24 protein-coding genes and 3 tRNA genes are annotated in these 17,472 nt (G+C 66.1%); 17 read left to right on the forward strand and 10 right to left on the reverse strand.

The window, feature by feature from the left end; genetic code table 11:
• Positions 1 to 148: 148 nt before the first annotated feature.
• Entirely contained in the window at positions 149 to 1,471 is a 1,323-nt protein-coding gene (locus BM282_RS12710; protein ID WP_089881618.1) for an ABC transporter substrate-binding protein, read from the reverse strand.
• Positions 1,472 to 1,670: 199 nt separating this feature from the next.
• On the opposite strand from BM282_RS12710, the gene udk reads away from it, so the two are divergent.
• The gene (udk, locus tag BM282_RS12715) at positions 1,671 to 2,333 is read left to right on the forward strand and encodes a uridine kinase (RefSeq protein ID WP_089881621.1); all 663 of its coding nucleotides are present in this window, start codon (positions 1,671 to 1,673) and stop codon (positions 2,331 to 2,333) included.
• 22 nt (positions 2,334 to 2,355) lie between these two features.
• On the opposite strand, the gene BM282_RS12720 is transcribed toward udk, so the two are convergent.
• The 3 genes from BM282_RS12720 to BM282_RS12730 form a co-directional block, all read right to left on the reverse strand.
• Positions 2,356 to 2,679, reverse strand: a complete 324-nt coding sequence (locus BM282_RS12720) for a DUF5785 family protein (RefSeq protein WP_089881623.1) — start codon at positions 2,677 to 2,679, stop codon at positions 2,356 to 2,358.
• Positions 2,680 to 2,916: 237 nt separating this feature from the next.
• Positions 2,917 to 2,999 (reverse strand) — tRNA-Ser (locus BM282_RS12725).
• Between the two features lie 41 nt (positions 3,000 to 3,040).
• Entirely contained in the window at positions 3,041 to 3,805 is a 765-nt protein-coding gene (locus tag BM282_RS12730; protein WP_089881626.1) for a DUF2064 domain-containing protein, read from the reverse strand.
• 73 nt (positions 3,806 to 3,878) lie between these two features.
• Between BM282_RS12730 and BM282_RS12735 the strand changes: the two genes are divergently transcribed.
• A complete protein-coding gene (locus tag BM282_RS12735) occupies positions 3,879 to 4,157 on the forward strand; it encodes a hypothetical protein (protein ID WP_089882155.1) in 279 nt (92 codons plus the stop codon).
• 16 nt (positions 4,158 to 4,173) lie between these two features.
• Here BM282_RS12735 and BM282_RS12740 read toward each other — a convergent pair whose 3' ends face one another.
• The 4 genes from BM282_RS12740 to BM282_RS12760 form a co-directional block, all read right to left on the reverse strand.
• A complete protein-coding gene (locus tag BM282_RS12740; RefSeq protein WP_089882157.1) occupies positions 4,174 to 4,770 on the reverse strand; it encodes a uracil-DNA glycosylase in 597 nt (198 codons plus the stop codon).
• A gap of 360 nt (positions 4,771 to 5,130) precedes the next feature.
• The gene (locus tag BM282_RS12750; RefSeq protein WP_089881631.1) at positions 5,131 to 5,424 is read right to left on the reverse strand and encodes a hypothetical protein; all 294 of its coding nucleotides are present in this window, start codon (positions 5,422 to 5,424) and stop codon (positions 5,131 to 5,133) included.
• Positions 5,421 to 6,467, reverse strand: coding sequence for an Mrp/NBP35 family ATP-binding protein (locus tag BM282_RS12755; protein ID WP_089881634.1), 1,047 nt, complete (start codon positions 6,465 to 6,467; stop codon positions 5,421 to 5,423). Before BM282_RS12755 ends, BM282_RS12750 begins: the two co-directional genes overlap by 4 nt.
• A gap of 54 nt (positions 6,468 to 6,521) precedes the next feature.
• Positions 6,522 to 7,568, reverse strand: coding sequence for an NAD-dependent epimerase/dehydratase family protein (locus BM282_RS12760; protein WP_089881637.1), 1,047 nt, complete (start codon positions 7,566 to 7,568; stop codon positions 6,522 to 6,524).
• A gap of 175 nt (positions 7,569 to 7,743) precedes the next feature.
• On the opposite strand from BM282_RS12760, the gene moaA reads away from it, so the two are divergent.
• Positions 7,744 to 8,703: a GTP 3',8-cyclase MoaA gene (gene moaA / locus BM282_RS12765; RefSeq protein WP_089881640.1), complete on the forward strand. Its 960-nt coding sequence runs from the start codon at positions 7,744 to 7,746 to the stop codon at positions 8,701 to 8,703.
• Between the two features lie 43 nt (positions 8,704 to 8,746).
• A complete protein-coding gene (locus BM282_RS12770) occupies positions 8,747 to 9,685 on the forward strand; it encodes a universal stress protein (protein ID WP_089881642.1) in 939 nt (312 codons plus the stop codon).
• On the opposite strand, the gene BM282_RS12775 is transcribed toward BM282_RS12770, so the two are convergent.
• Complete coding sequence (locus BM282_RS12775; protein ID WP_089881645.1) at positions 9,651 to 10,019, reverse strand: thioredoxin family protein; 369 nt, start codon at positions 10,017 to 10,019, stop codon at positions 9,651 to 9,653. The genes BM282_RS12770 and BM282_RS12775 overlap by 35 nt on opposite strands.
• A gap of 260 nt (positions 10,020 to 10,279) precedes the next feature.
• Here BM282_RS12775 and BM282_RS12780 point away from each other — a divergent pair.
• The 13 genes from BM282_RS12780 to rpsB all read left to right on the forward strand — a co-directional run bounded on the left by BM282_RS12780 (position 10,280) and on the right by rpsB (position 16,472).
• A tRNA-Ser gene (locus BM282_RS12780) sits at positions 10,280 to 10,364 on the forward strand.
• A 19-nt stretch (positions 10,365 to 10,383) separates the two neighbouring features.
• Positions 10,384 to 10,905 carry a 30S ribosomal protein S13 gene (locus tag BM282_RS12785; protein ID WP_089881648.1) on the forward strand — a complete coding sequence of 174 codons (522 nt, stop codon included), beginning with the start codon at positions 10,384 to 10,386 and terminating at the stop codon, positions 10,903 to 10,905.
• Entirely contained in the window at positions 10,905 to 11,432 is a 528-nt protein-coding gene (locus BM282_RS12790; protein ID WP_089881651.1) for a 30S ribosomal protein S4, read from the forward strand. The genes BM282_RS12785 and BM282_RS12790 overlap by 1 nt, the downstream gene beginning before the upstream one ends.
• A gap of 3 nt (positions 11,433 to 11,435) precedes the next feature.
• Entirely contained in the window at positions 11,436 to 11,831 is a 396-nt protein-coding gene (locus BM282_RS12795) for a 30S ribosomal protein S11 (protein WP_089881654.1), read from the forward strand.
• A gap of 9 nt (positions 11,832 to 11,840) precedes the next feature.
• The gene (locus BM282_RS12800) at positions 11,841 to 12,623 is read left to right on the forward strand and encodes a DNA-directed RNA polymerase subunit D (protein ID WP_089881655.1); all 783 of its coding nucleotides are present in this window, start codon (positions 11,841 to 11,843) and stop codon (positions 12,621 to 12,623) included.
• A gap of 167 nt (positions 12,624 to 12,790) precedes the next feature.
• Positions 12,791 to 12,875 (forward strand) — tRNA-Leu (locus BM282_RS12805).
• Positions 12,876 to 12,902: 27 nt separating this feature from the next.
• On the forward strand, positions 12,903 to 13,253 hold the full coding sequence (locus BM282_RS12810) for a 50S ribosomal protein L18e (protein ID WP_089881658.1): 351 nt from the start codon (positions 12,903 to 12,905) through the stop codon (positions 13,251 to 13,253).
• The gene (locus BM282_RS12815; protein ID WP_089881661.1) at positions 13,250 to 13,687 is read left to right on the forward strand and encodes a 50S ribosomal protein L13; all 438 of its coding nucleotides are present in this window, start codon (positions 13,250 to 13,252) and stop codon (positions 13,685 to 13,687) included. The genes BM282_RS12810 and BM282_RS12815 overlap by 4 nt, the downstream gene beginning before the upstream one ends.
• A complete protein-coding gene (locus tag BM282_RS12820) occupies positions 13,681 to 14,079 on the forward strand; it encodes a 30S ribosomal protein S9 (RefSeq protein WP_089881664.1) in 399 nt (132 codons plus the stop codon). Before BM282_RS12815 ends, BM282_RS12820 begins: the two co-directional genes overlap by 7 nt.
• A gap of 12 nt (positions 14,080 to 14,091) precedes the next feature.
• Entirely contained in the window at positions 14,092 to 14,286 is a 195-nt protein-coding gene (locus BM282_RS12825) for a DNA-directed RNA polymerase subunit N (RefSeq protein ID WP_089881665.1), read from the forward strand.
• The gene (locus BM282_RS12830; protein WP_175501553.1) at positions 14,283 to 14,462 is read left to right on the forward strand and encodes a DNA-directed RNA polymerase subunit K; all 180 of its coding nucleotides are present in this window, start codon (positions 14,283 to 14,285) and stop codon (positions 14,460 to 14,462) included. The genes BM282_RS12825 and BM282_RS12830 overlap by 4 nt, the downstream gene beginning before the upstream one ends.
• A 1-nt stretch (position 14,463) precedes the next feature.
• Positions 14,464 to 15,669 (forward strand): phosphopyruvate hydratase, encoded by a 1,206-nt coding sequence (gene eno / locus BM282_RS12835; protein ID WP_089881671.1) that lies wholly within the window; start codon positions 14,464 to 14,466, stop codon positions 15,667 to 15,669.
• Complete coding sequence (gene rpsB, locus BM282_RS12840) at positions 15,666 to 16,472, forward strand: 30S ribosomal protein S2 (RefSeq protein ID WP_089881675.1); 807 nt, start codon at positions 15,666 to 15,668, stop codon at positions 16,470 to 16,472. Before eno ends, rpsB begins: the two co-directional genes overlap by 4 nt.
• A 112-nt stretch (positions 16,473 to 16,584) precedes the next feature.
• Here the strand turns inward: rpsB and BM282_RS12845 are convergent, their stop codons facing one another.
• A complete protein-coding gene (locus BM282_RS12845) occupies positions 16,585 to 17,421 on the reverse strand; it encodes a VOC family protein (protein WP_089881677.1) in 837 nt (278 codons plus the stop codon).
• Positions 17,422 to 17,472 lie beyond the last annotated feature (51 nt).

Raw genomic sequence — 17,472 nt, forward strand, 5'->3', positions numbered from 1 at the left:
AGACGGCGACGAACGACGACTCGACGTCGCGAGGAGGACGCGGTGCTTCGTGGAGTACTCTCATCGGTGAGACAGTGAGCGCTTTCTGCTCGTCGGTATCGCCGCCGCTCCTCGGGTAGTCGAAAAGAAAATCGGAGTCGTAGTCGGCTCAGTTCTCGGGGCCCGAGAGCGCCGTCTCGATGACCGAGGAGTACGAGGACTCGCCGATGTTGAACGCGACCTGGTTGTACACTTCGCCCTCGAACTCGTTCTGGAACACGTCCGAGAAGCGGTTCGACAGTTGCTGGCCGTAGTCGTTGTTGACGTACAGCGTCGCGACGCTTTCCGCTTCGAGACGCTCCGACATGACCTGCGCCATGACGCGGCCCTGCAGGAAGTCCGAGGGCGCCGTCCGGAAGATGAAGTCGTTGTCGTCGAGGTTCGACACCGAAAGCGCCGTCGAAGACGGCGAACAGCCGACGACTTCGTTCGGGATGAACGCCTGCTGGGAGACGGGGACGTTCACACCGGAGGATGCGGAGCCACAGACGCCGGGGACGCCCGCGCTGACGAGCGACTGCGCCGCGGAGACACCGGCGTCCGGAGACGTCTGCGTGTCCTCGATTTGGGCGTTGACCGTGAGTCCCGCGGGGTTCGCGTCGTTGACCTGTGCGGCCGGGAGCTGTGCGGCTTGAATCATCGGCTGTCCGACGGAGGCGAGGTCACCCGTCTCCGGCAGGAGGATTCCGACCGAAATCTCGCGGTCGGAGCCGCCCGGTCCGCTGTCCGCGCTCGGACCGCTCCCGTCGGGGTTGTCTCCCTCGAAGTTCTGCGTCTCGACGGTGCTCGTCGAACTGGAGTCGGTCCCCTCGAACTCCCAGATGGCGTACGCGGCGGACGCCGGGTCGCCCGCCTCGTTGAAGTTGGTCGCCGAAGACGCGCCCTGGTAGTTGATGTCGTCGCCGTTGGCGGCCGCCTCGACGGCCTCGACGAAGTTCTCGGGGCCGTACTCGTCGCCGCCGGGGTTGGCGATGCGGCGCATCTGGTCCCGCAGGGCGGGACCGCTGTTCTCGCCCGCCGCGGCGTTCGCGAGGATGAGAATCGCGACGGAGTCGTACGACTGCGAGGTGAACACGCCCGGCGCGGCGTTGTACTCCGACTGGAACAGGTCGCTGAACGCCTGCTGGTTCGGACCGCCCGCCGCCGGTGCGGTACCGGTGACGTTCCCCATGTCGTTCCCCACCTGACCGGGCATCGCTCCGTCGCGTAGCCCGTCGGGGACCAGAATCTGCTCTTCGCCGTCGGAGGCGCTGTAGTAGTCGCGGAACAGCTGAATCCCACTCTCCGGGTAGCCGATGACGACGAGCCCGTCTGGGCCGCTCCCGCCACCGCCACCCGGACTTCCGATACAGCCAGACAGTCCCGCTGCACCCACAGCACCGGCGGCACCCGCGCGTTTCAGAAAGTCACGGCGTGCGATATCACGTGCCATGTGACACGCAAAGGCATCACCCCATTATAAATCTACCTTTCGACGGAGCGTGGACGGGCGATTTCGGTACGTTCACACCCTCGAAACTGTCGTGTCAGAGAAACACATTCGGAGCCAACTCTGACCCTCGATACCCACCTACGCACGCGGACGCCCGGCAATCGCCACCCTCAAACCGGCGCGGACGAGTTGTCTACTGATGACTATCCCGTCGTTCGTCATCGGTATCGCGGGCGGGACCGGTGCGGGCAAGACCACCGTCGCACGACTCATCACCGAGAACGTCGGCGAGGCCGTCACGCGCATCCCCATCGACAACTACTACGAAGACCTGAGCCACCTCGAACTCGAAGAGCGGGCGTCGATAAACTACGACCACCCCTCGGCGTTCGAGTGGGACCTCCTGCGAGACCAACTCTCGACGCTCTTGGAGGGGCAGTCTATCGAGATGCCGGTGTACGACTTCGAGATACACAACCGAAAAGAGGACCCGAAGACGGTCGAACCGACCGACGTCGTCATCGTCGAGGGAATCCTCGCGCTCTACGACGAGGACATCAACGAGATGCTCGACCTTCGCCTGTACGTCGAGACGGACGCCGACGTACGCATCCTCCGGCGCATCCAACGCGACGTTATCGAACGGGGCCGCGACCTCGAAGGCGTCATCGACCAGTATCTCTCGACGGTGAAACCGATGCACGAACAGTTCATCGAACCCTCGAAGAAACACGCCGACCTCATCATCCCGGAGGGGGCCAACAGCGTCGCGGTGAACCTCCTCGAAGAGAAAGTACAGGCGGAAGTCGGCAGCGACGCGATGCGTGACTGGGAACGGCCGTCCGGTCCGTCCGCGGAGTAGCCGTCCGAGAGAATCAGAAGACTCAGGCGCTGTTCTTCCCGCCGACGAACTTCTCCGCGCCCTCGTAGAACCAGTAGCCCGACTCGCGCATCGCCCGTCCGACGGCCTTGTGGAACGCGACGAAGTCGTCGAACGACTCCTGTTCGACGTTCTCGAAGACGTCGCGAAGCGAGACGACCGTCTGGTAGTCGATGCGGATGGGTTCGTCGCCGTGAGCCTCCACGAACTCGTCTCGCGAGAGAGGGAAGTCCTCGTCTTCGTTCACCTTCTTCGCGATTATCGCCTGTCCGTACTTGCGCATGCCCTCGCTCCCCTGTTCGCCGTCGGGGTCGTGTGGCCAGTCCATACCCCTGTGTTGGAAGGCCGACGCATAGCCGTTACGCATCTTCGGGGCTCGGCGGGGCCACCGCAGACGAAACTACGGCGCGTGGTTCGTTCGCAAAATGCGGTGGGGCTGGGATTCGAACTCACTCGCTCACTTCGCTCGCGTCGCTCCCTGATTCGAATCGCCAGTGTGTCCGACGTACTCGCTCACGCGGGACGCCGTAGATGAAACTGCGGCGCGTGGTTCGCTCGCAAAATGCGGTGGGACTGGGATTCGAACCCAGGAAGCCAAAGGCTACCTGCTTTCAAGGCAGGCGCAATAGTCCACTCTGCCATCCCACCAGCGCACGGGAGTTCTCGGTCGTCGGTCTAAGACCTGTCGGTCACTCGGCGTCCCGAACCAACGTCGGTTCGCCGTCCACCGCTCGCACGAACAGTCCCGTCTCCACGACGAACTCGGCGGTGTGACCGGGGACGAGACGCTCCGCCTGCCAGCGCGAGCGAATCGCCGGAACGAGCGTCAGGAGGTCCGCACCCGTCCGGACCGTGCCGTACAGTTCGGTGAAACCCACGTCGTGTCCGGCGTCCGTCGCTCGTTCGGCGAGCGTCTCCAGTTCCGGCGTCACGAACGCGTCCGTGAAGTCGATGGGTTCGGTGAAGCCCGCGACGGCGGTTCGACCCGACGTCGAGGGACCGAGGACGACTTCGTTCGTCCGGAGTTTCATTGCCAGCGAGTCTATCTTCGCGCGGGTGAGGAACGGGGCATCCCCGCGGACGACGGCCGCGGAGTTCACTTCCTCGTCGCGGAGCAGGTGCATCATCGTGTTCCCCGCGCGTGCGGAGAAGTTCGAGCCGACTTGGACCTCGAACCGCGCCTCGTCGGGGTCTTCGAGGGCCGAGACGGCCAGCGCTCGAATCTCCGCCTCGGCGGTTCCCTCCTCGTCGCGGTGGGCCTCGGGGAGGAGGTCCTCGGAGCGGTAGTTCACGAGCAAGTCGCCGCCGGACCGCGCGACGGCCACCATCGTGTCTTTCAGCATCGCGGCGTAGAGGTCCGCGGCCTCCGCCTCCGACAGCGGACTCGTCGCGGCGAGTTCCGAGAGCACGAGTCCGGGGCGCGGCGGGTCGGCCATGAGACAGACGACGGTCATGCTCGCACCTCGGGCGGGGTGGTCCTTCAACTCGCCGCTTCCGTTCAAGTACCGCGGGTCCGAACGGTGGGGTATGACGCAGGACACTGACACGGTCACGGACACTGACGCACGGTCGGCCGACGGTGCCCCGGCGGGCGGTCTCGCCGGGTCGAGACTCACGCGCACGCTATCGCGTCTCGGTGCCCTCTCCGTCGTCGTCCTCGGCGTCGCCGCTCTCGGCGTGTTCCTCCTCGGCGCGACGGGGTGGACGCTGGTCGTCGGTGGACTGCTGGTCGTCGCCGTCGTCGGGACGGTGCTCTACGGCGCGCGAAACGCGAGAAAGACGAAGACGCCGTACTGGCGGACCTGAGCGACGAGTCGAGCGGTTAGCGGCCGCGCCGACCCTTCGTCTGGCGGTAGTCCCGACCGAAGACGGACTCCCTGAGGTGTTCGACGAACGCCTCGGTGTCGTCGTCGGTCTGTTCGTCCAGTTCCAGCATCGGGACGAGTTCGAACCCGCGGCCGCGAATCGTCGTCGCGTGCTCTTCGGTCACGTCGAAACTGTCCGGCGCGCGCGTCGTGTAGTCGATGGCGAGGGCTTCGAGCGTCCGTTGGCCGATGGGGACGATTATCTCGGGGTTTATCATCCGTATCTCGGCGTTCAGGTAGGGTTCGCAGGTGAGTATCTCTTCGTCCGTCGGCCGACGCTCGGGGTGGCGACACCGCGTGAGGTACGTGAGAAAGACGTTCTGCAGGTCCGGTTCGTCGCTGTCGGGGTCGGAACGCGAGAACCCGAGGTCACCGAGGATTCGCTGGAGGCGTTCGCCCTCCTCGTCGCCGGTGAAGGGGATGCCGTTCTCGTCCGCACCCGACGAGGGGCGTTCGGCGACGAACACGAACTCTCCGCCCACGTCGCCGTAGCCGTGGACGACGTTCTCGCGGACGTCACACAGACCCGGACAGTTCTCGCAGTCGGGGTCCATACTGAAGGGGTTCTCGAGCGTGTGTTGTTCGGCGTCCACACCCAGTGGTGGGCGGCGACGGTGAAAAGTGGTCGCTCTCGCGGCGTTCGACGGTACGGCCGTCGGGTCGCGCCCGGGGCCGGGCGTCGTCGGACGCGGTCGACGCGGTTTCGGATGCGGTCGGACGCAGCCGGGCGCGACGGAAACCGCGTCCGACTCGTCGCGGAGAGCGTGGTGGAAGTGTAATCCACCGAACTGGTCTTCTGCGGGGGGTTGGACGGTCAGAGAACGCGGATGTCTCCGTGTAGAGAGGTGAAAGTGAACCCGTTACGGAGATTCAAGGAGAAAGCCCCGTGCTTTAGTGCGGGGATGAATCCGACACTACTCGGTTCGGAGGCCGCCCTTCGCCTTGATATCCATGATGTGACGGACGTTGAGATATATCTCTTCGGGGGAGGTGTCCTCGTCGGGGTCGTACAGGTCGCTGACGCGGTAGAGGATGGCCGAGAGCTGTCGACTCTCAGAAGAGTCGCCGTAGACGTCTTCGGCGACGTCGCGCAGCAGTTCCCTGCGGTCGGCGTCGGGGTCGAACGCCGCGTCGGAGTCGGGGCTCATCTCCCAGTCGGGTTCCTCGTCCCGCAACTCCTCGGGGAGTTCGGCGTCCTCCTCGCTCATCGCTCTGCGACCTCACGCCGTCGGACGACGCCCGCCATGTCCGCGACGCTCTCGGTCAGTCGGCGGAACGCGTCGGCCGTCTCGTTGTCTTCGTCGAGGACGACGGGCCTGCCGCCGTCGCCGCCGCTTCTGACGTTCGGGTCGAGTGGGATGGACCCGAGGAACGGCAGGCCGTTCTCGGCGGCGAACGCCTCGCCGCCGCCCGCGCCGAAGATATCGTGCGACGACCCGCAGTCCGGGCACCGGAACGAGGACATGTTCTCGACGATGCCGAGGACGTTCGTGTCGTGCTTGCCGAACATCCGCAGTCCCTTTCGGGCGTCGTCGACGGCGACGTCCTGCGGCGTCGTCACGATGACCGCCCCCGTGAGCGGGAGCGTCTGGAGGACGGTGAGTTGCGTGTCGCCCGTCCCCGGCGGCAGGTCCAGAATCATGTAGTCGAGTTCGCCCCACTGCACGTCCTCCACCAACTGCGTCAGGAGTTGGTGAACCATCGGACCGCGCCAGATGACCGGGTCGTCCTCGCCGACGAGGAAGGCCATCGACATGAGCTTCATCCCGTACTTCTCGGGCGGAACGATGACCTGGTCGCCCGTCGCCTGCGGCGCTTCGTCGGCCGCCACCATCCGGGGGACGTTCGGGCCGTACACGTCGGCGTCGAACAGACCGACGCGAGCGCCGAGTTTCGACAGGCCCGCCGCGAGGTTCACCGCGACGGTGGACTTGCCGACGCCGCCCTTGCCTGAGGCGACGGCGATGACGTTCTTCACGCCCGGCAGGACGTCTTCGTCCGCCGAGAGACCGCCCGGAATCGACGCCGAGAGGTCCACCTCGTAGTCGGTGTCTTCGAACTGCGCTCTGACCTGAGCGGCGATATCGGTCTCGTGGGGCGAGTACGGTGCGCCGAGTGCGAGCGAGATGCGGACGACCCCCGCCTCGTCGTCCACCTCGACGGCGTTGACGAGGCCGAGCGAGACGATGTCGTCGCCGAGGTCCGGGTCTTCGACCGCCCGGAGTCGGTCGCGTACCGCGTCGTCGTTCATGTCCGAGAAGTGGGTCCGTCCGCCGAATAAGGGTTGTGTAAGCGGTGGCCGGCGCTACCGCACCGCGGTCGTCTGCCCCGACGGGTGCGCCGCCGTCGCCGCGTCCAGATAGCCGTGCTCGCGGAACCACTCGACTTCGTCGCGCAGCGTCTCTTCGAGAGGGCGGAACGTCACGCCCAGTTCTCGTTTCGCCTTCGCCGAGGAGAGTTCGACGCCCTCGTGCACCGAGTGGACCGCGGCGCGACTGACGAGTGGGTCGCCGCCTCGGACTCGCGCGGCGAGTTCGCTCGCCAGACCGACCGCGAGGCCGACGCGGTAGGGCAAGACGCGTCTCGGCGCGCGGACGCCGGTCAACCGCCCGACCGTCGCCGCGAACTCGGCCATGGTGCGGTAGCGTCCGCCGACGACGTAGCGCTCGCCGCGAGCGCCGCGTTCGGCCGCCGCCACCGTCGCCTCGGCCACGTCGCGCACGTCGACGAAGCTCAGTCCCCCCTCGGGAATGGCGAAGACGCGCCCCGCCACCAAGTCGAGGACGACGCGACCCATCACCGTCGGTGCGGCGTCGCCGGGGCCGACCATCACCCCCGGGAGGACCATCACCACGTCCATCTCGTGTTCGTCGAGGAACTGCTCGACGGCCCGTTCCGCGAGCACCTTGCTCCGGAAGTAGTAGTTCTCCGTCTCGGTCGGGTCGATGCAGTCGGACTCGTCGCTCGGCGACCCGTCTCTCCTCGGGCCGACGGTTCCGCTCGAACTCACGTGAACCGCGCGTCCGACGCCCGCCTCTTCGGCGGCGACGAGTAGGTCGACCGTCGCGTCGACGTTCACCGCGCGGAGTCTCGCCGTGTGGTCGCCGACGCCGTAGTACTCGCGGAAGTACGCCGCGGCGTGGAACAGGACGTCGTGACCGCGGAGTTCGTCGGCGAACTCCCCAACGTCGGTCACGTCTCCCACGACGATTCGCGCGTCGGTGTCACCCAGAATCCGCTCGGCCTTCTCCGGCGAACGGACGAGTGCCGTGACCTCGTGTCCCTCGGCTTCGAGGCGTCTGACGAGTGCGTTGCCCAGTAGTCCGGTCGAACCGGTAACGAATGCTTTCATGTCGAATACTGCACCGCCGGATAGACGCGCGCTCAGCGCATAGACTCTCGCTCGGAGACGCCGCCGCCCGAACCCGTTCGACGCGACGTCGACGGCCGCCCGAAACCTGATTCGGTTACGCAGCGCCCACGGCGACCCACTTCTTTATCAGCGCTCACACGTAGAACCGTTACATATGCTCGTGGACGACTTCGGACGTGAGGTGAGCGGCGTCCGCATCTCTCTGACCGACCGCTGTAACTTCGACTGCGTCTACTGTCACAACGAGGGACTCGGCGACACGCGCGGGCCGATGGACCCCGCAGAAGAGGAGATGACAGCCGACGACGTGGTTCGCTTCCTCGAAGTGGTCGAGGAGTTCGGCGTCGAGAAAGTGAAGTTCACCGGCGGGGAACCGATGCTGCGACAGGACTTAGAGGAGATTATCGAACGCACGCCGGACTCGATGGAGACGTCGCTGACGACGAACGGGACGTTCCTCCCCGGGCGCGCCGAGGCGCTGAAAGCGGCGGGTCTCTCGCGGGTGAACGTCTCGCAGGACGCCCTCGACCCGGAGGCGTTCGCGGAGATAACGAAATCCGGTGCGTACGACAAAGTGATGGAGGGCGTCCAGGCCGCCCTCGACGCCGGACTCGACCCCGTGAAGCTGAACATGGTCGTCTTCGAACACACCGCGGGCTACGTCGAGGAGATGGTCGACCACGTCGCCGAGAACCCCGGCCTCCAACTCCAACTCATCGAGTACATGCCCGAACTGACCGGTCGGCCCGAGTGGAACATCGACATCCAGCGCGTCCACGACTGGCTCGAAGAGAAGGCCGACCGAGTGGAGACGCGCGATATGCACCACCGCCGTCGCTACTTCGTGGGGGAAGGCATGGTCGAAATCGTCGACCCCGTGGAGAACGAGGACTTCTGTGCGAACTGCCACCGCGTCCGCGTCACGCACAAGGGCTTCCTGAAGGGCTGTCTGAACCGCAACGACGACCTGCGCCCGATGGGCGAGATGAGTCGCGCGGAGATTCGCGAGGCCTACCGCGAGGTGGTGGAGAACCGCGTCCCCTACTACGGCGAGTACCTCGTCCGCGACGACGACGACGAGTGGGTCATCAACGAGGAGTATATCGGCGCCTGAGTCGCCGTCGCTGCTTATCTTCCGGCGGACCGTACGGCTCTCAATGACGGCCACCCGCGACACCGACGCCGCGAGCGCCTCGCTCTCGTTCGCGCCGACCAGTCTCCTCGTCGCGACCGACGGGAGCCCGAGCGCCGAGGCGGCGGCGACGCACGCCATCGAACTCACCGCGCGGACGGACGCGACGCTCCACGTTCTGGCCGTCGTCGACGACGACCGGGTGGCGTCGTTCACCACGGAACAGATGCGTCGGCGCGCGCGGACCACCGCGGCCGTGGACGCCGAGACGGCGGTCACGAGCGTCGGGCGACGAGCGACGGCCGCGGGCGTCCACGTCCGCACCGCCGTCGAAGAGGGCGAACCCGCGGCCGTCGTCGCCGACTACGCGACGGACGTGGGAGTGGACGTCGTCGTCGTCGGGACGCGAGGCGAGACGGACGCCCGGCGGTTCTCGCTCGGCGGCGTCACCGAGACGCTCCTCGACCGAGTCGACTCGGCAGTCCTCGTCGTTCCGAACGAGAGAGCGGGCCGCACGGCCGCGTACCGACGGGTCCTCCTCGGCGTCGACGGGGACCGGTCGAGGGCCCGAGCGACGTCGGCGGCGCTCTCGCTCGCGGCCGCCTACGGGGCGGACGTGCGCGCGCTCTCCGTCGTCGACGACCGACTCGCGGGAACGGCGGCCGCGCGAGCGTCGCTCGACGCGGCGGCGCAGACGACGGCGCAGGCGGTCGCACTGGACGGCGTGAAAGCCGGCGTTTCCGTCGCCCCGTCCGTAGAGACGGGCGTTCCGGCCGCGCGCATCATCGACGCCGCGTCGGCGGGAGCGGACCTGGTCGTCGTCGGCGCGCGAAGCGGGTCAGCCGACGCGCCGGCACCGCTGGGAAACGTCGCGCGGCGGGTCGTCCGCGGGAGTTCGGTGCCCGTCCTCGTCGTTCGCGACGGCGAGACTACGCCTGGGGGTTCGACCGCGACTCGGCGATGAACTCGTCGATGGCCGCGCCGCCCTGAAAGCCGTCCGCCAGCGTCCCGACACGTTCGCCGTCCTCGAACAGGACGAGCGTCGGGACGCTCCGGATGCCGAACCGGTCGACGAGAGCGAGGTCGTCGCGGGGGTTGCAGAGGGCTACGGCCAAGTCTTCGTGCGCGCGTGCGACGTTGCCGACGACCGGTTCGATGCTCTGACAGAGGGTACAGCCCTTCGTGAAGAAGTCGACGAGGACCAACTCGTGCGTCTTCAAGAGTTCGTCCAGTTCCTCCTCGGACTCGACGGTGACGGGCTTGTTCGGCGCGTTCGACGGAGACGTATCTGCGCTCACGGTCGCCGTTGCGTCGCGACGAGTATAGCCGTTCTGCGCGCGGACAGAGCTGACGCATCCCCGTCACGTCGTCGCGTGGCACGGCGTCGGCGGCAGTCCGCTCAGAACTCCGCTCGCGGCGATATTCGGTCGTATGTGGCGCTTTCTCACCCGAACGCCCTATCGTGATGTTTAAGTAGAGTCCACGTTTCCTTTCGACTGCAATACGATGTAGGGGCGTCGGCCCCGAGTCCGAGAGGGCGACAGTAACCAGAGCATGTGTTGCGGTAGCCAAGCCTGGCCCAAGGCGCTGGGTTGCTAACTCAGTGGCACACCGCCTCCGGGGTTCGAATCCCCGCCGCAACGCTCACCCGACTTTCCAGTCATGAGTGCAGAAGAACCACAAGACGACGCTCCCGAGGAGGAAGAGAACCTCCGATACTTCGTCCGAATCGGTCAGACCGACCTGGACGGCACGAAGACGGTAGAGCGGAGTCTCTCCGACATGAAGGGTATCGGCAAGCGCACGGCGCGCATCGTTGCCGACGCCGCGGGTGTGGACCGAACGGCTACGTTCGGACTTCTCGACGAAGACGACATCGAATCCGTCGTCGACGTCGTCGAGAACTTCACCGACCACGCCCCAGAGTGGATGATCAACCGCCGAGACGACTTCTACACCGGCGAGACCACCCACGAGACCGGCTCGGACTTCGAACAGAAACGTCGCCACGACATCAACCGCATGAAGATGATAAACTCCTACAAGGGCGTCCGACACAAGCGCGGACAGAAAGTGCGCGGACAGCGCACGAAGTCCACGGGACGTACCGAGGGGACCATCGGCGTCAACGTCGAGGCGATTAAAGAAGAACAAGCCGCCGAAGCAGAGGGTGGTGACGAATAATGGCGACCGGAAAGAACACGAAGTTCTACGAGACGCCGAACCACCCGTTCCAGGGCGAGCGTATCGCGCAGGAGGCCGACCTCCTCGGACGCTACGGCCTGAAGAACAAAGAAGAACTCTGGCGCGCCCAGTCCGAACTGCGTAACTACCGCCGCGAGGCCCGACGCCTCATCGGCGAAGCGCAGGGCGACATGGAACTCGCCGAAGAGTTAGGCGTGGAGTTCCTCGACCGACTCCGCCGCTACGGCATCCTCTCGGAGGACGACGACATCAGCGAGGTCCTCGGTCTCGACGTGACCGACATCCTCGAACGCCGTCTGCAGAGTGTGGCCTACCGCAAAGGTCTCGGCCACACGCCGAAGCAGTCGCGTCAGTTCATCCTCCACGGCCACGTCGTGGTCGACGGCGCACGCGTCACGCGCCCGTCGAAGAAGGTCGAAGTCTCCGAAGAGGGTCTCGTCGAGTTCGACGAGCGCAGCCCTCTCTCGGACGAGCTGCACCCCGAAAGAGCAGAGGGACAGGAGTAACCAATGAGCGAATCAGAGAACTCCGGCAGTAAGTGGGGAATCGCCCACGTGCACGCATCGTTCAACAACACGCTCATCACCGTCACCGACCAGACCGGCGCAGAGACGATAGCGAAGTCGTCCGGTGGTGCCGTGGTGAAGCAGAACCGAGACGAGGCGTCCCCGTACGCGGCCATGCAGATGGCCCAGACGGTGGCTGAAGAAGTCAAAGCCGCCGGCATCGAGGGCCTGGACGTTCGCGTCCGCGGCCCCGGCGGGAACCTCAACAAGAGTCCCGGACCCGGCGCACAGGCGACCATCCGTGCACTGGCCCGTGCTGGACTCGAAATCGGGCGCATCGAGGACGTCACGCCGATTCCGCACGACGGAACTCGCGCACCGAAAAACAGCCGACTCTAACACAGATCCATGGCAGAAGATTTCGAGGTCGAGTTCATCGAACGCGAAGACCGAAAAGCACGCTTCCTCGTCCGGGGCATGACCCCGGCCGTCGCCAACGGCATCCGCCGTGCGATGGTCGCGGACGTCCCGACGTTCAGCGTCGACACCGTCCGGTTCGTCGAGAACTCGTCGGTGATGTTCGACGAGATGATCGGTCTTCGACTCGGCCTCGTTCCGCTCACGACGCCGCTCGACGACTTCGAGGAAGGCGACGTCGTGACCCTCGCACTCGACGTGGAGGGTCCGGCGACGGCGTACTCCGGAGACATCGAGTCGTCCGACGAACTCGTCCAACCCGCAGAGCTGAACGTGCCCATCATCGAACTCAAGGAGGGCCAGCGGCTTCAACTGGAAGCCGACGCCGTCCTCGGGAGCGGGAAGGCGCACGCCAAGCACCAAGGCGGCGTCGCGGTCGGTTACCGACACCTCCACCGCGTTGAGGTCGTCGGCGACGCCAACGAGTTCGAAGAGCAGGAACCCAACATTCTCCGTGGTGTCATCGAAGAGGCGGCCGCCGAACACGCCGCCGACGAGAGCGCCGAAGACGGTGCGCTCGTCCCCACGTCCGAGTTCGACAACGACCTCACGAAGCGGTACCCCGGCAAGGACGTCGAGGTACACGACGTGCCCGGCGCGTTCGTCTTCCACGTGGAGACGGACGGGTCGTTCACCGTCGAGGAACTGGTCCGACGCGCGGTGGAGAGCATCTCCGACCGCGCGGCCGAACTCGAAGAGAAAGTAGCGATATAGAACCATGACTGCCCCACAGATCACCAGTCGACGGACGCCCGCCGCGACAGCGGCGGGAACGGCCGCCCTGACGGCCACAGCGGACGTCTCGCAGTCGCGTGAACGTCTGTCAGAGGACCGTCGGACCGAAACTGGTTTGAAGGGGCACGCAGTAGACCGGAGTGCGAGCAGGGATAGCCAAGTCTGGCCAACGGCGCAGCGTTCAGGGCGCTGTCCCATAGGGGTCCGCAGGTTCAAATCCTGCTCCCTGCACTCCGTTTTCTCAGAAGGAGGTAGACAATGAGTAAGACTAACCCGAGACTCAACAGTCTCATCGCCGAGCTGAAGGCGGTCTCTCGTGAGTCTGGCGCCAACGTGTGGCAGGACATCGCGGACCGTCTGGAGAAGCCCCGGCGCACCCACGCAGAGGTCAACCTCGGTCGTATCGAACGATATGCCAAGGAAGACGAGACCGTTATCATCCCCGGCAAAGTGCTGGGCAGCGGTGTGCTGGAGAAGAACGTCACCGTCGCGGCTGTCGACTTTTCGTCGTCGGCCCGCAAGAAGATCGAGCAGGTCGGTTCGACGGTGACCCTCGAACAGATTGCAGAAGACAACCCCGAAGGCTCTAACGTACGGGTGATCCGATGAGTCTCGCAGAGTTCGACGCAGACGTCGTCGTCGACGCGCGAAACTGCATCCTCGGCCGTGTCGCCAGCGAAGTCGCACAGCGCACGCTCGCCGGCGAGAAGGTCGCCATCGTGAACGCCGAAGACGCGGTCATCACGGGCTCCGACGAAGACGTGATGAGCGTCTACAGAAAGCGCGTGGAAGTCGGGTCGGACCAGGGGCCGTACTACCCCAAGCGTCCGGACCGCATCTTCAAGCGCGCCGTTCGCGGGATGATCCCGTACAAGACCGACCGCGGCCGCGAGGCGCTCTCGAACGTCCGCGTCTACGTCGGCAACCCGTTCGACGAGGACGGCGACGTTCTCGACGACACCTCGCTGGACCGCCTGTCGAACATCAAGTTCATCTCGCTCGGAGAGGTCTCCGAGAAACTCGGTGCTAACGTCACATGGTAACGAACACATCTGGGAAGAAGAAGACCGCAATCGCCCGCGCGACGGTGCGCGAGGGGAAAGGTCGCGTCCGTATCAACTCCCGACCGGTCGAACTGACCGAACCGGAGATGGCCCGTCTGAAGATGCTGGAACCGTTCCGCATCGCCGGCGAGGACCTCCGTTCGCAGGTCGACATCGACGTCAGCGTCTCCGGCGGCGGCTTCGCCGGGCAGGCAGACGCCACGCGAACCGCCATCGCGCGCGGTCTGGTGCAGCACCTCAACGACGCCGAACTCCGCGACGCCTACATGGACTTCGACCGCTCGTTGCTCGTCAACGACGTTCGACAGTCCGAGTCCAAGAAGTGGGGCGGACCGGGCGCACGAGCACGCTACCAGAAGTCCTACCGCTGAGGTGATTCAGCTATGATGATACCCGTCCGGTGTTTCACGTGCGGCAACGTCGTCGGCGAACACTGGGACGAGTTCAAGTCGCGCGCCCGCGAAGGTGACGAAGATCCAGCCGCAGTTCTCGACGAACTCGGCGTCGAACGTCACTGCTGCCGTCGCATGATGGTCGCGCACAAAGACCTTGTGGACGTGGTGGCACCGTACCAATAATGCACCAGCGCTACAACCGATACGAGAAGGCACGCATCCTCGGCGCACGAGCGCTGCAGGTGTCGTACGGGGCACCCGTCCTCCTCGACACGGACCAGAGCGAACCCATCCTCATCGCGGCCGAGGAGTACGACGCCGGTGTACTGCCGTTCACGGTCAAACGAGAGGGTAAGTGATATGACACTCATCACGGAAGTCAGACTCCGACGCGTCCTCGACTCGCGCGGGAACCCGACTGTCGAAGCGGACGTACTCACCGAATCGGGCGGCTTCGGTCGCGCGGCCGCACCCAGCGGTGCGAGTACCGGCGAGTACGAAGCCATCGAACTCCCACCGTCGGAGGCAATCGCCTCCGCGCGGCGCCACGCGGTGCCGCGTCTCGTCGGTGAGGTGTACGCCGGAGACCAACGCGGCGTCGACGGTGCGCTCCGCGCCGCCGACGGCACGGACAACTTCTCCGAAATCGGCGCGAACAGCGCCGTCGCAATCTCGATGGCGGCCGCGAAGGCCGGCGCGGACATGCTCGGTGCGCCCCTGTACCAGCATCTCGGCGGCGCTTTCCGCGGCGAGAACTTCCCGATTCCGCTCGGCAACGTCGTCGGGGGCGGCGAACACGCGAAGGAGGCCACCCACATCCAGGAGTTCCTCGCCGCACCCGTCGGTGCGCCGAGCGTCTCCGAGGCCGTCTTCGCCAACGCCGCGGTCCACGCGCGCGTCTCGGAGATTCTCGACGAGCGCGACACCCCCGCCGCGAAGGGCGACGAGGGTGCGTGGGCACCGCCGATTTCGGACGCCGAAGCGTTCGAAGTCGTCGACGAGGCCGTCTCCGACGTGGAAGACGACCTCGGCTTCGAGATCGGATTCGGCCTCGACATGGCCGCGGCCGAACTCTACGACGACGAGCAGGACGGGTACGTCTACGGTGACGAGGTGAAGTCCACCGACGAACAGGTGGACTACGTCGCCGAGATGGTCGACGAGTACGACCTCGTCTACGTCGAGGACCCCCTCGACGAGGACGACTACGAAGGCTTCGCCGACCTGACCGCCCGCGTGGGCGAGAAGACGCTCATCTGTGGGGACGACCTGTTCGTGACGAACGTCGACCGTCTGCAGGACGGTATCGACGCCGACGCCGCGAACTCCATCCTCATCAAGCCGAACCAGATCGGCACGCTCTCGGACGCGTTCGACGCCGTCGAACTCGCCGTCCGCAACGGCTACGACGCCGTCATCTCTCACCGCTCCGGTGAGACCGAAGACACCACCATCGCACACCTCGCCGTCGCGACCGACGCCGCCTTCATCAAGACGGGAACGGTCCAGGGCGAGCGAACCGCCAAACTCAACGAACTCATCCGCATCGCGGACGACGCAGTATGACAGACAACGACAACGAAGCGGTCGAAGTCGTCGACGACGACGTCGCGGAGGCCGAAGCGGCCGACACCGACGCCGAGACGACCGAGGCCGAGACGACGGAAGAAGAAGTCGCCGAGGCCGAAGAGGCCGGCGCCGAGGCCGAAGAGGCCCCGGCGGCGGACGAGGCCGACGCCGAAGAAGCCGAAGAACCGACGTTCGACGAGGACGTCATGCCGGACGACGAGGCCGACCTCCTCATCCCCGTGGAGGACTACCTCGGTGCTGGTGTCCACATCGGGACCCAGCAGAAGACCAAAGACATGGAGCGGTTCATCCACCGCGTCCGTGACGACGGTCTGTACGTCCTCGACGTGAGTCAGACCGACTCGCGCATCCGCACCGCCGCGGACTTCCTCGCGAACTACAACCCAGAGCAGATTCTGGTCACGAGTTCCCGGCAGTACGGTCGGTTCCCGGCCAAGAAGTTCGCCGACGCCGTGGGCGCTCGCGCCCGCACCGGTCGCTTCATCCCCGGTACCCTGACGAACCCCGACTACGCGGGCTACATCGAACCCGACGTGGTCGTCGTCACCGACCCCATCGGCGACGCGCAGGCCGTCAAGGAGGCCATCACGGTGGGCATCCCGGTCATCGCGATGTGTGACTCGAACAACCAGACCTCGAACGTCGACCTCGTCGTCCCGACGAACAACAAGGGTCGACGTGCGCTGTCGGTCGTCTACTGGCTTCTCGCCAACGAGACGCTCGACCGCCGCGGCACCGACCAGGTCTACGCGCTCGAAGACTTCGAAGCCGAAGTCTAGATTTCCGCGACGACGCGACTCGATTTTCCTTTCTCTCGCCGTCGAGCGACTGCTGTCTCCTCCCGCCGAGCGACGGCGCCCGTTTTCCGTTCGCCGTCGTCTCCGACCCGTCTCACAGTTCGACGACGCCCAGTCGTTCGCGGAACGCCCCGTGGTCGAACCACGCGAGTCGACGGTCGCTCTCCGGGCCGAAGGGTTCCTCCGTCGTCAGCGAGAACCGGTCGGCGGCGGCCTCGAAGTCGTCGACGCCGAGGAGGTACGCGCACGGCCCCTGACCGACCGCCTCGATTCGCTCGGCCAGCGCACCTCCGGTCGTCGCCTCCGCGAACGCCACGGGCGACCCCGGACAGAGACTGAACGCCTCGAACGGCCCCGCGGCCTCGACGGGCGTCGGGAGGCGATGCCGGCGGGTGAAAAGCGCCGCCGTCTCCTCGGCGTCGGTGACCGCGAGGACGACGAGAGCGGTTCCGACCAGCGGCGACTCCACGAAGTCGAGGTTCGGCGTCGTTCGGTACGACCGGGGCGTTCGGTCGGCGATGGTGAACGGGAGACGTTCGTCCCCGTCTGGACCCTCGAAACACATGTCCCACTGGACGGGCGTCCCGTCGGGGCGGGTCCGCGCGCCGTCGTGGGGGCCGTCCACGCGAACGTCGGCGTCGATGGCGGTTTTGGCGGCGGCGGCGACGTTCGGCACCTCGACGCACCACCCCGCCGGCCCGGCGTCCGCGGCGAGGTGCGCCGGCCAGAATCCCGCGTCCGCGGGGTCGCTCTCGTCCGTCGGGGCGACGAGTTCGAGGTAGGAACCGTCGGGGAGGCCGACGACGGCCATGTGGGTCGTTCCGGTGCCGTGCGGTCCGCCGTACTCCGACGGCAGTCCGACGTTTGCCGCGGCGGCGCGCAGGTGGTCTAAGTCGCGTCCCCCGAAGGCGACGTGGTCGACGGTGAGCATGAACGACTGTCGACGGCGACGCGGATAAAGACGAGTCTCGGGCCGTGAGAC

This window comes from Halogeometricum limi (genome assembly GCF_900115785.1).
In the GTDB taxonomy this organism is placed as follows: domain Archaea; phylum Halobacteriota; class Halobacteria; order Halobacteriales; family Haloferacaceae; genus Halogeometricum; species Halogeometricum limi.

What these genes read in the sequence shown, in the direction of transcription:
- BM282_RS12825 (WP_089881665.1), top strand. Translation starts at nt 14,092, where the DNA reads ATGATGATACCCGTCCGGTGTTTCACGTGCGGCAACGTCGTCGGCGAA.
- udk (WP_089881621.1), top strand. Translation starts at nt 1,671, where the DNA reads ATGACTATCCCGTCGTTCGTCATCGGTATCGCGGGCGGGACCGGTGCG.
- BM282_RS12755 (WP_089881634.1), bottom strand. Translation starts at nt 6,467, where the DNA reads ATGAACGACGACGCGGTACGCGACCGACTCCGGGCGGTCGAAGACCCG.
- eno (WP_089881671.1), top strand. Translation starts at nt 14,464, where the DNA reads ATGACACTCATCACGGAAGTCAGACTCCGACGCGTCCTCGACTCGCGC.
- BM282_RS12845 (WP_089881677.1), bottom strand. Translation starts at nt 17,421, where the DNA reads ATGCTCACCGTCGACCACGTCGCCTTCGGGGGACGCGACTTAGACCAC.
- BM282_RS12810 (WP_089881658.1), top strand. Translation starts at nt 12,903, where the DNA reads ATGAGTAAGACTAACCCGAGACTCAACAGTCTCATCGCCGAGCTGAAG.
- BM282_RS12760 (WP_089881637.1), bottom strand. Translation starts at nt 7,568, where the DNA reads ATGAAAGCATTCGTTACCGGTTCGACCGGACTACTGGGCAACGCACTC.
- rpsB (WP_089881675.1), top strand. Translation starts at nt 15,666, where the DNA reads ATGACAGACAACGACAACGAAGCGGTCGAAGTCGTCGACGACGACGTC.
- BM282_RS12770 (WP_089881642.1), top strand. Translation starts at nt 8,747, where the DNA reads ATGACGGCCACCCGCGACACCGACGCCGCGAGCGCCTCGCTCTCGTTC.
- BM282_RS12735 (WP_089882155.1), top strand. Translation starts at nt 3,879, where the DNA reads ATGACGCAGGACACTGACACGGTCACGGACACTGACGCACGGTCGGCC.
- moaA (WP_089881640.1), top strand. Translation starts at nt 7,744, where the DNA reads ATGCTCGTGGACGACTTCGGACGTGAGGTGAGCGGCGTCCGCATCTCT.
- BM282_RS12730 (WP_089881626.1), bottom strand. Translation starts at nt 3,805, where the DNA reads ATGACCGTCGTCTGTCTCATGGCCGACCCGCCGCGCCCCGGACTCGTG.
- BM282_RS12790 (WP_089881651.1), top strand. Translation starts at nt 10,905, where the DNA reads ATGGCGACCGGAAAGAACACGAAGTTCTACGAGACGCCGAACCACCCG.
- BM282_RS12710 (WP_089881618.1), bottom strand. Translation starts at nt 1,471, where the DNA reads ATGGCACGTGATATCGCACGCCGTGACTTTCTGAAACGCGCGGGTGCC.
- BM282_RS12785 (WP_089881648.1), top strand. Translation starts at nt 10,384, where the DNA reads ATGAGTGCAGAAGAACCACAAGACGACGCTCCCGAGGAGGAAGAGAAC.
- BM282_RS12800 (WP_089881655.1), top strand. Translation starts at nt 11,841, where the DNA reads ATGGCAGAAGATTTCGAGGTCGAGTTCATCGAACGCGAAGACCGAAAA.
- BM282_RS12820 (WP_089881664.1), top strand. Translation starts at nt 13,681, where the DNA reads ATGGTAACGAACACATCTGGGAAGAAGAAGACCGCAATCGCCCGCGCG.
- BM282_RS12740 (WP_089882157.1), bottom strand. Translation starts at nt 4,770, where the DNA reads ATGGACCCCGACTGCGAGAACTGTCCGGGTCTGTGTGACGTCCGCGAG.
- BM282_RS12795 (WP_089881654.1), top strand. Translation starts at nt 11,436, where the DNA reads ATGAGCGAATCAGAGAACTCCGGCAGTAAGTGGGGAATCGCCCACGTG.
- BM282_RS12720 (WP_089881623.1), bottom strand. Translation starts at nt 2,679, where the DNA reads ATGGACTGGCCACACGACCCCGACGGCGAACAGGGGAGCGAGGGCATG.
- BM282_RS12750 (WP_089881631.1), bottom strand. Translation starts at nt 5,424, where the DNA reads ATGAGCGAGGAGGACGCCGAACTCCCCGAGGAGTTGCGGGACGAGGAA.
- BM282_RS12815 (WP_089881661.1), top strand. Translation starts at nt 13,250, where the DNA reads ATGAGTCTCGCAGAGTTCGACGCAGACGTCGTCGTCGACGCGCGAAAC.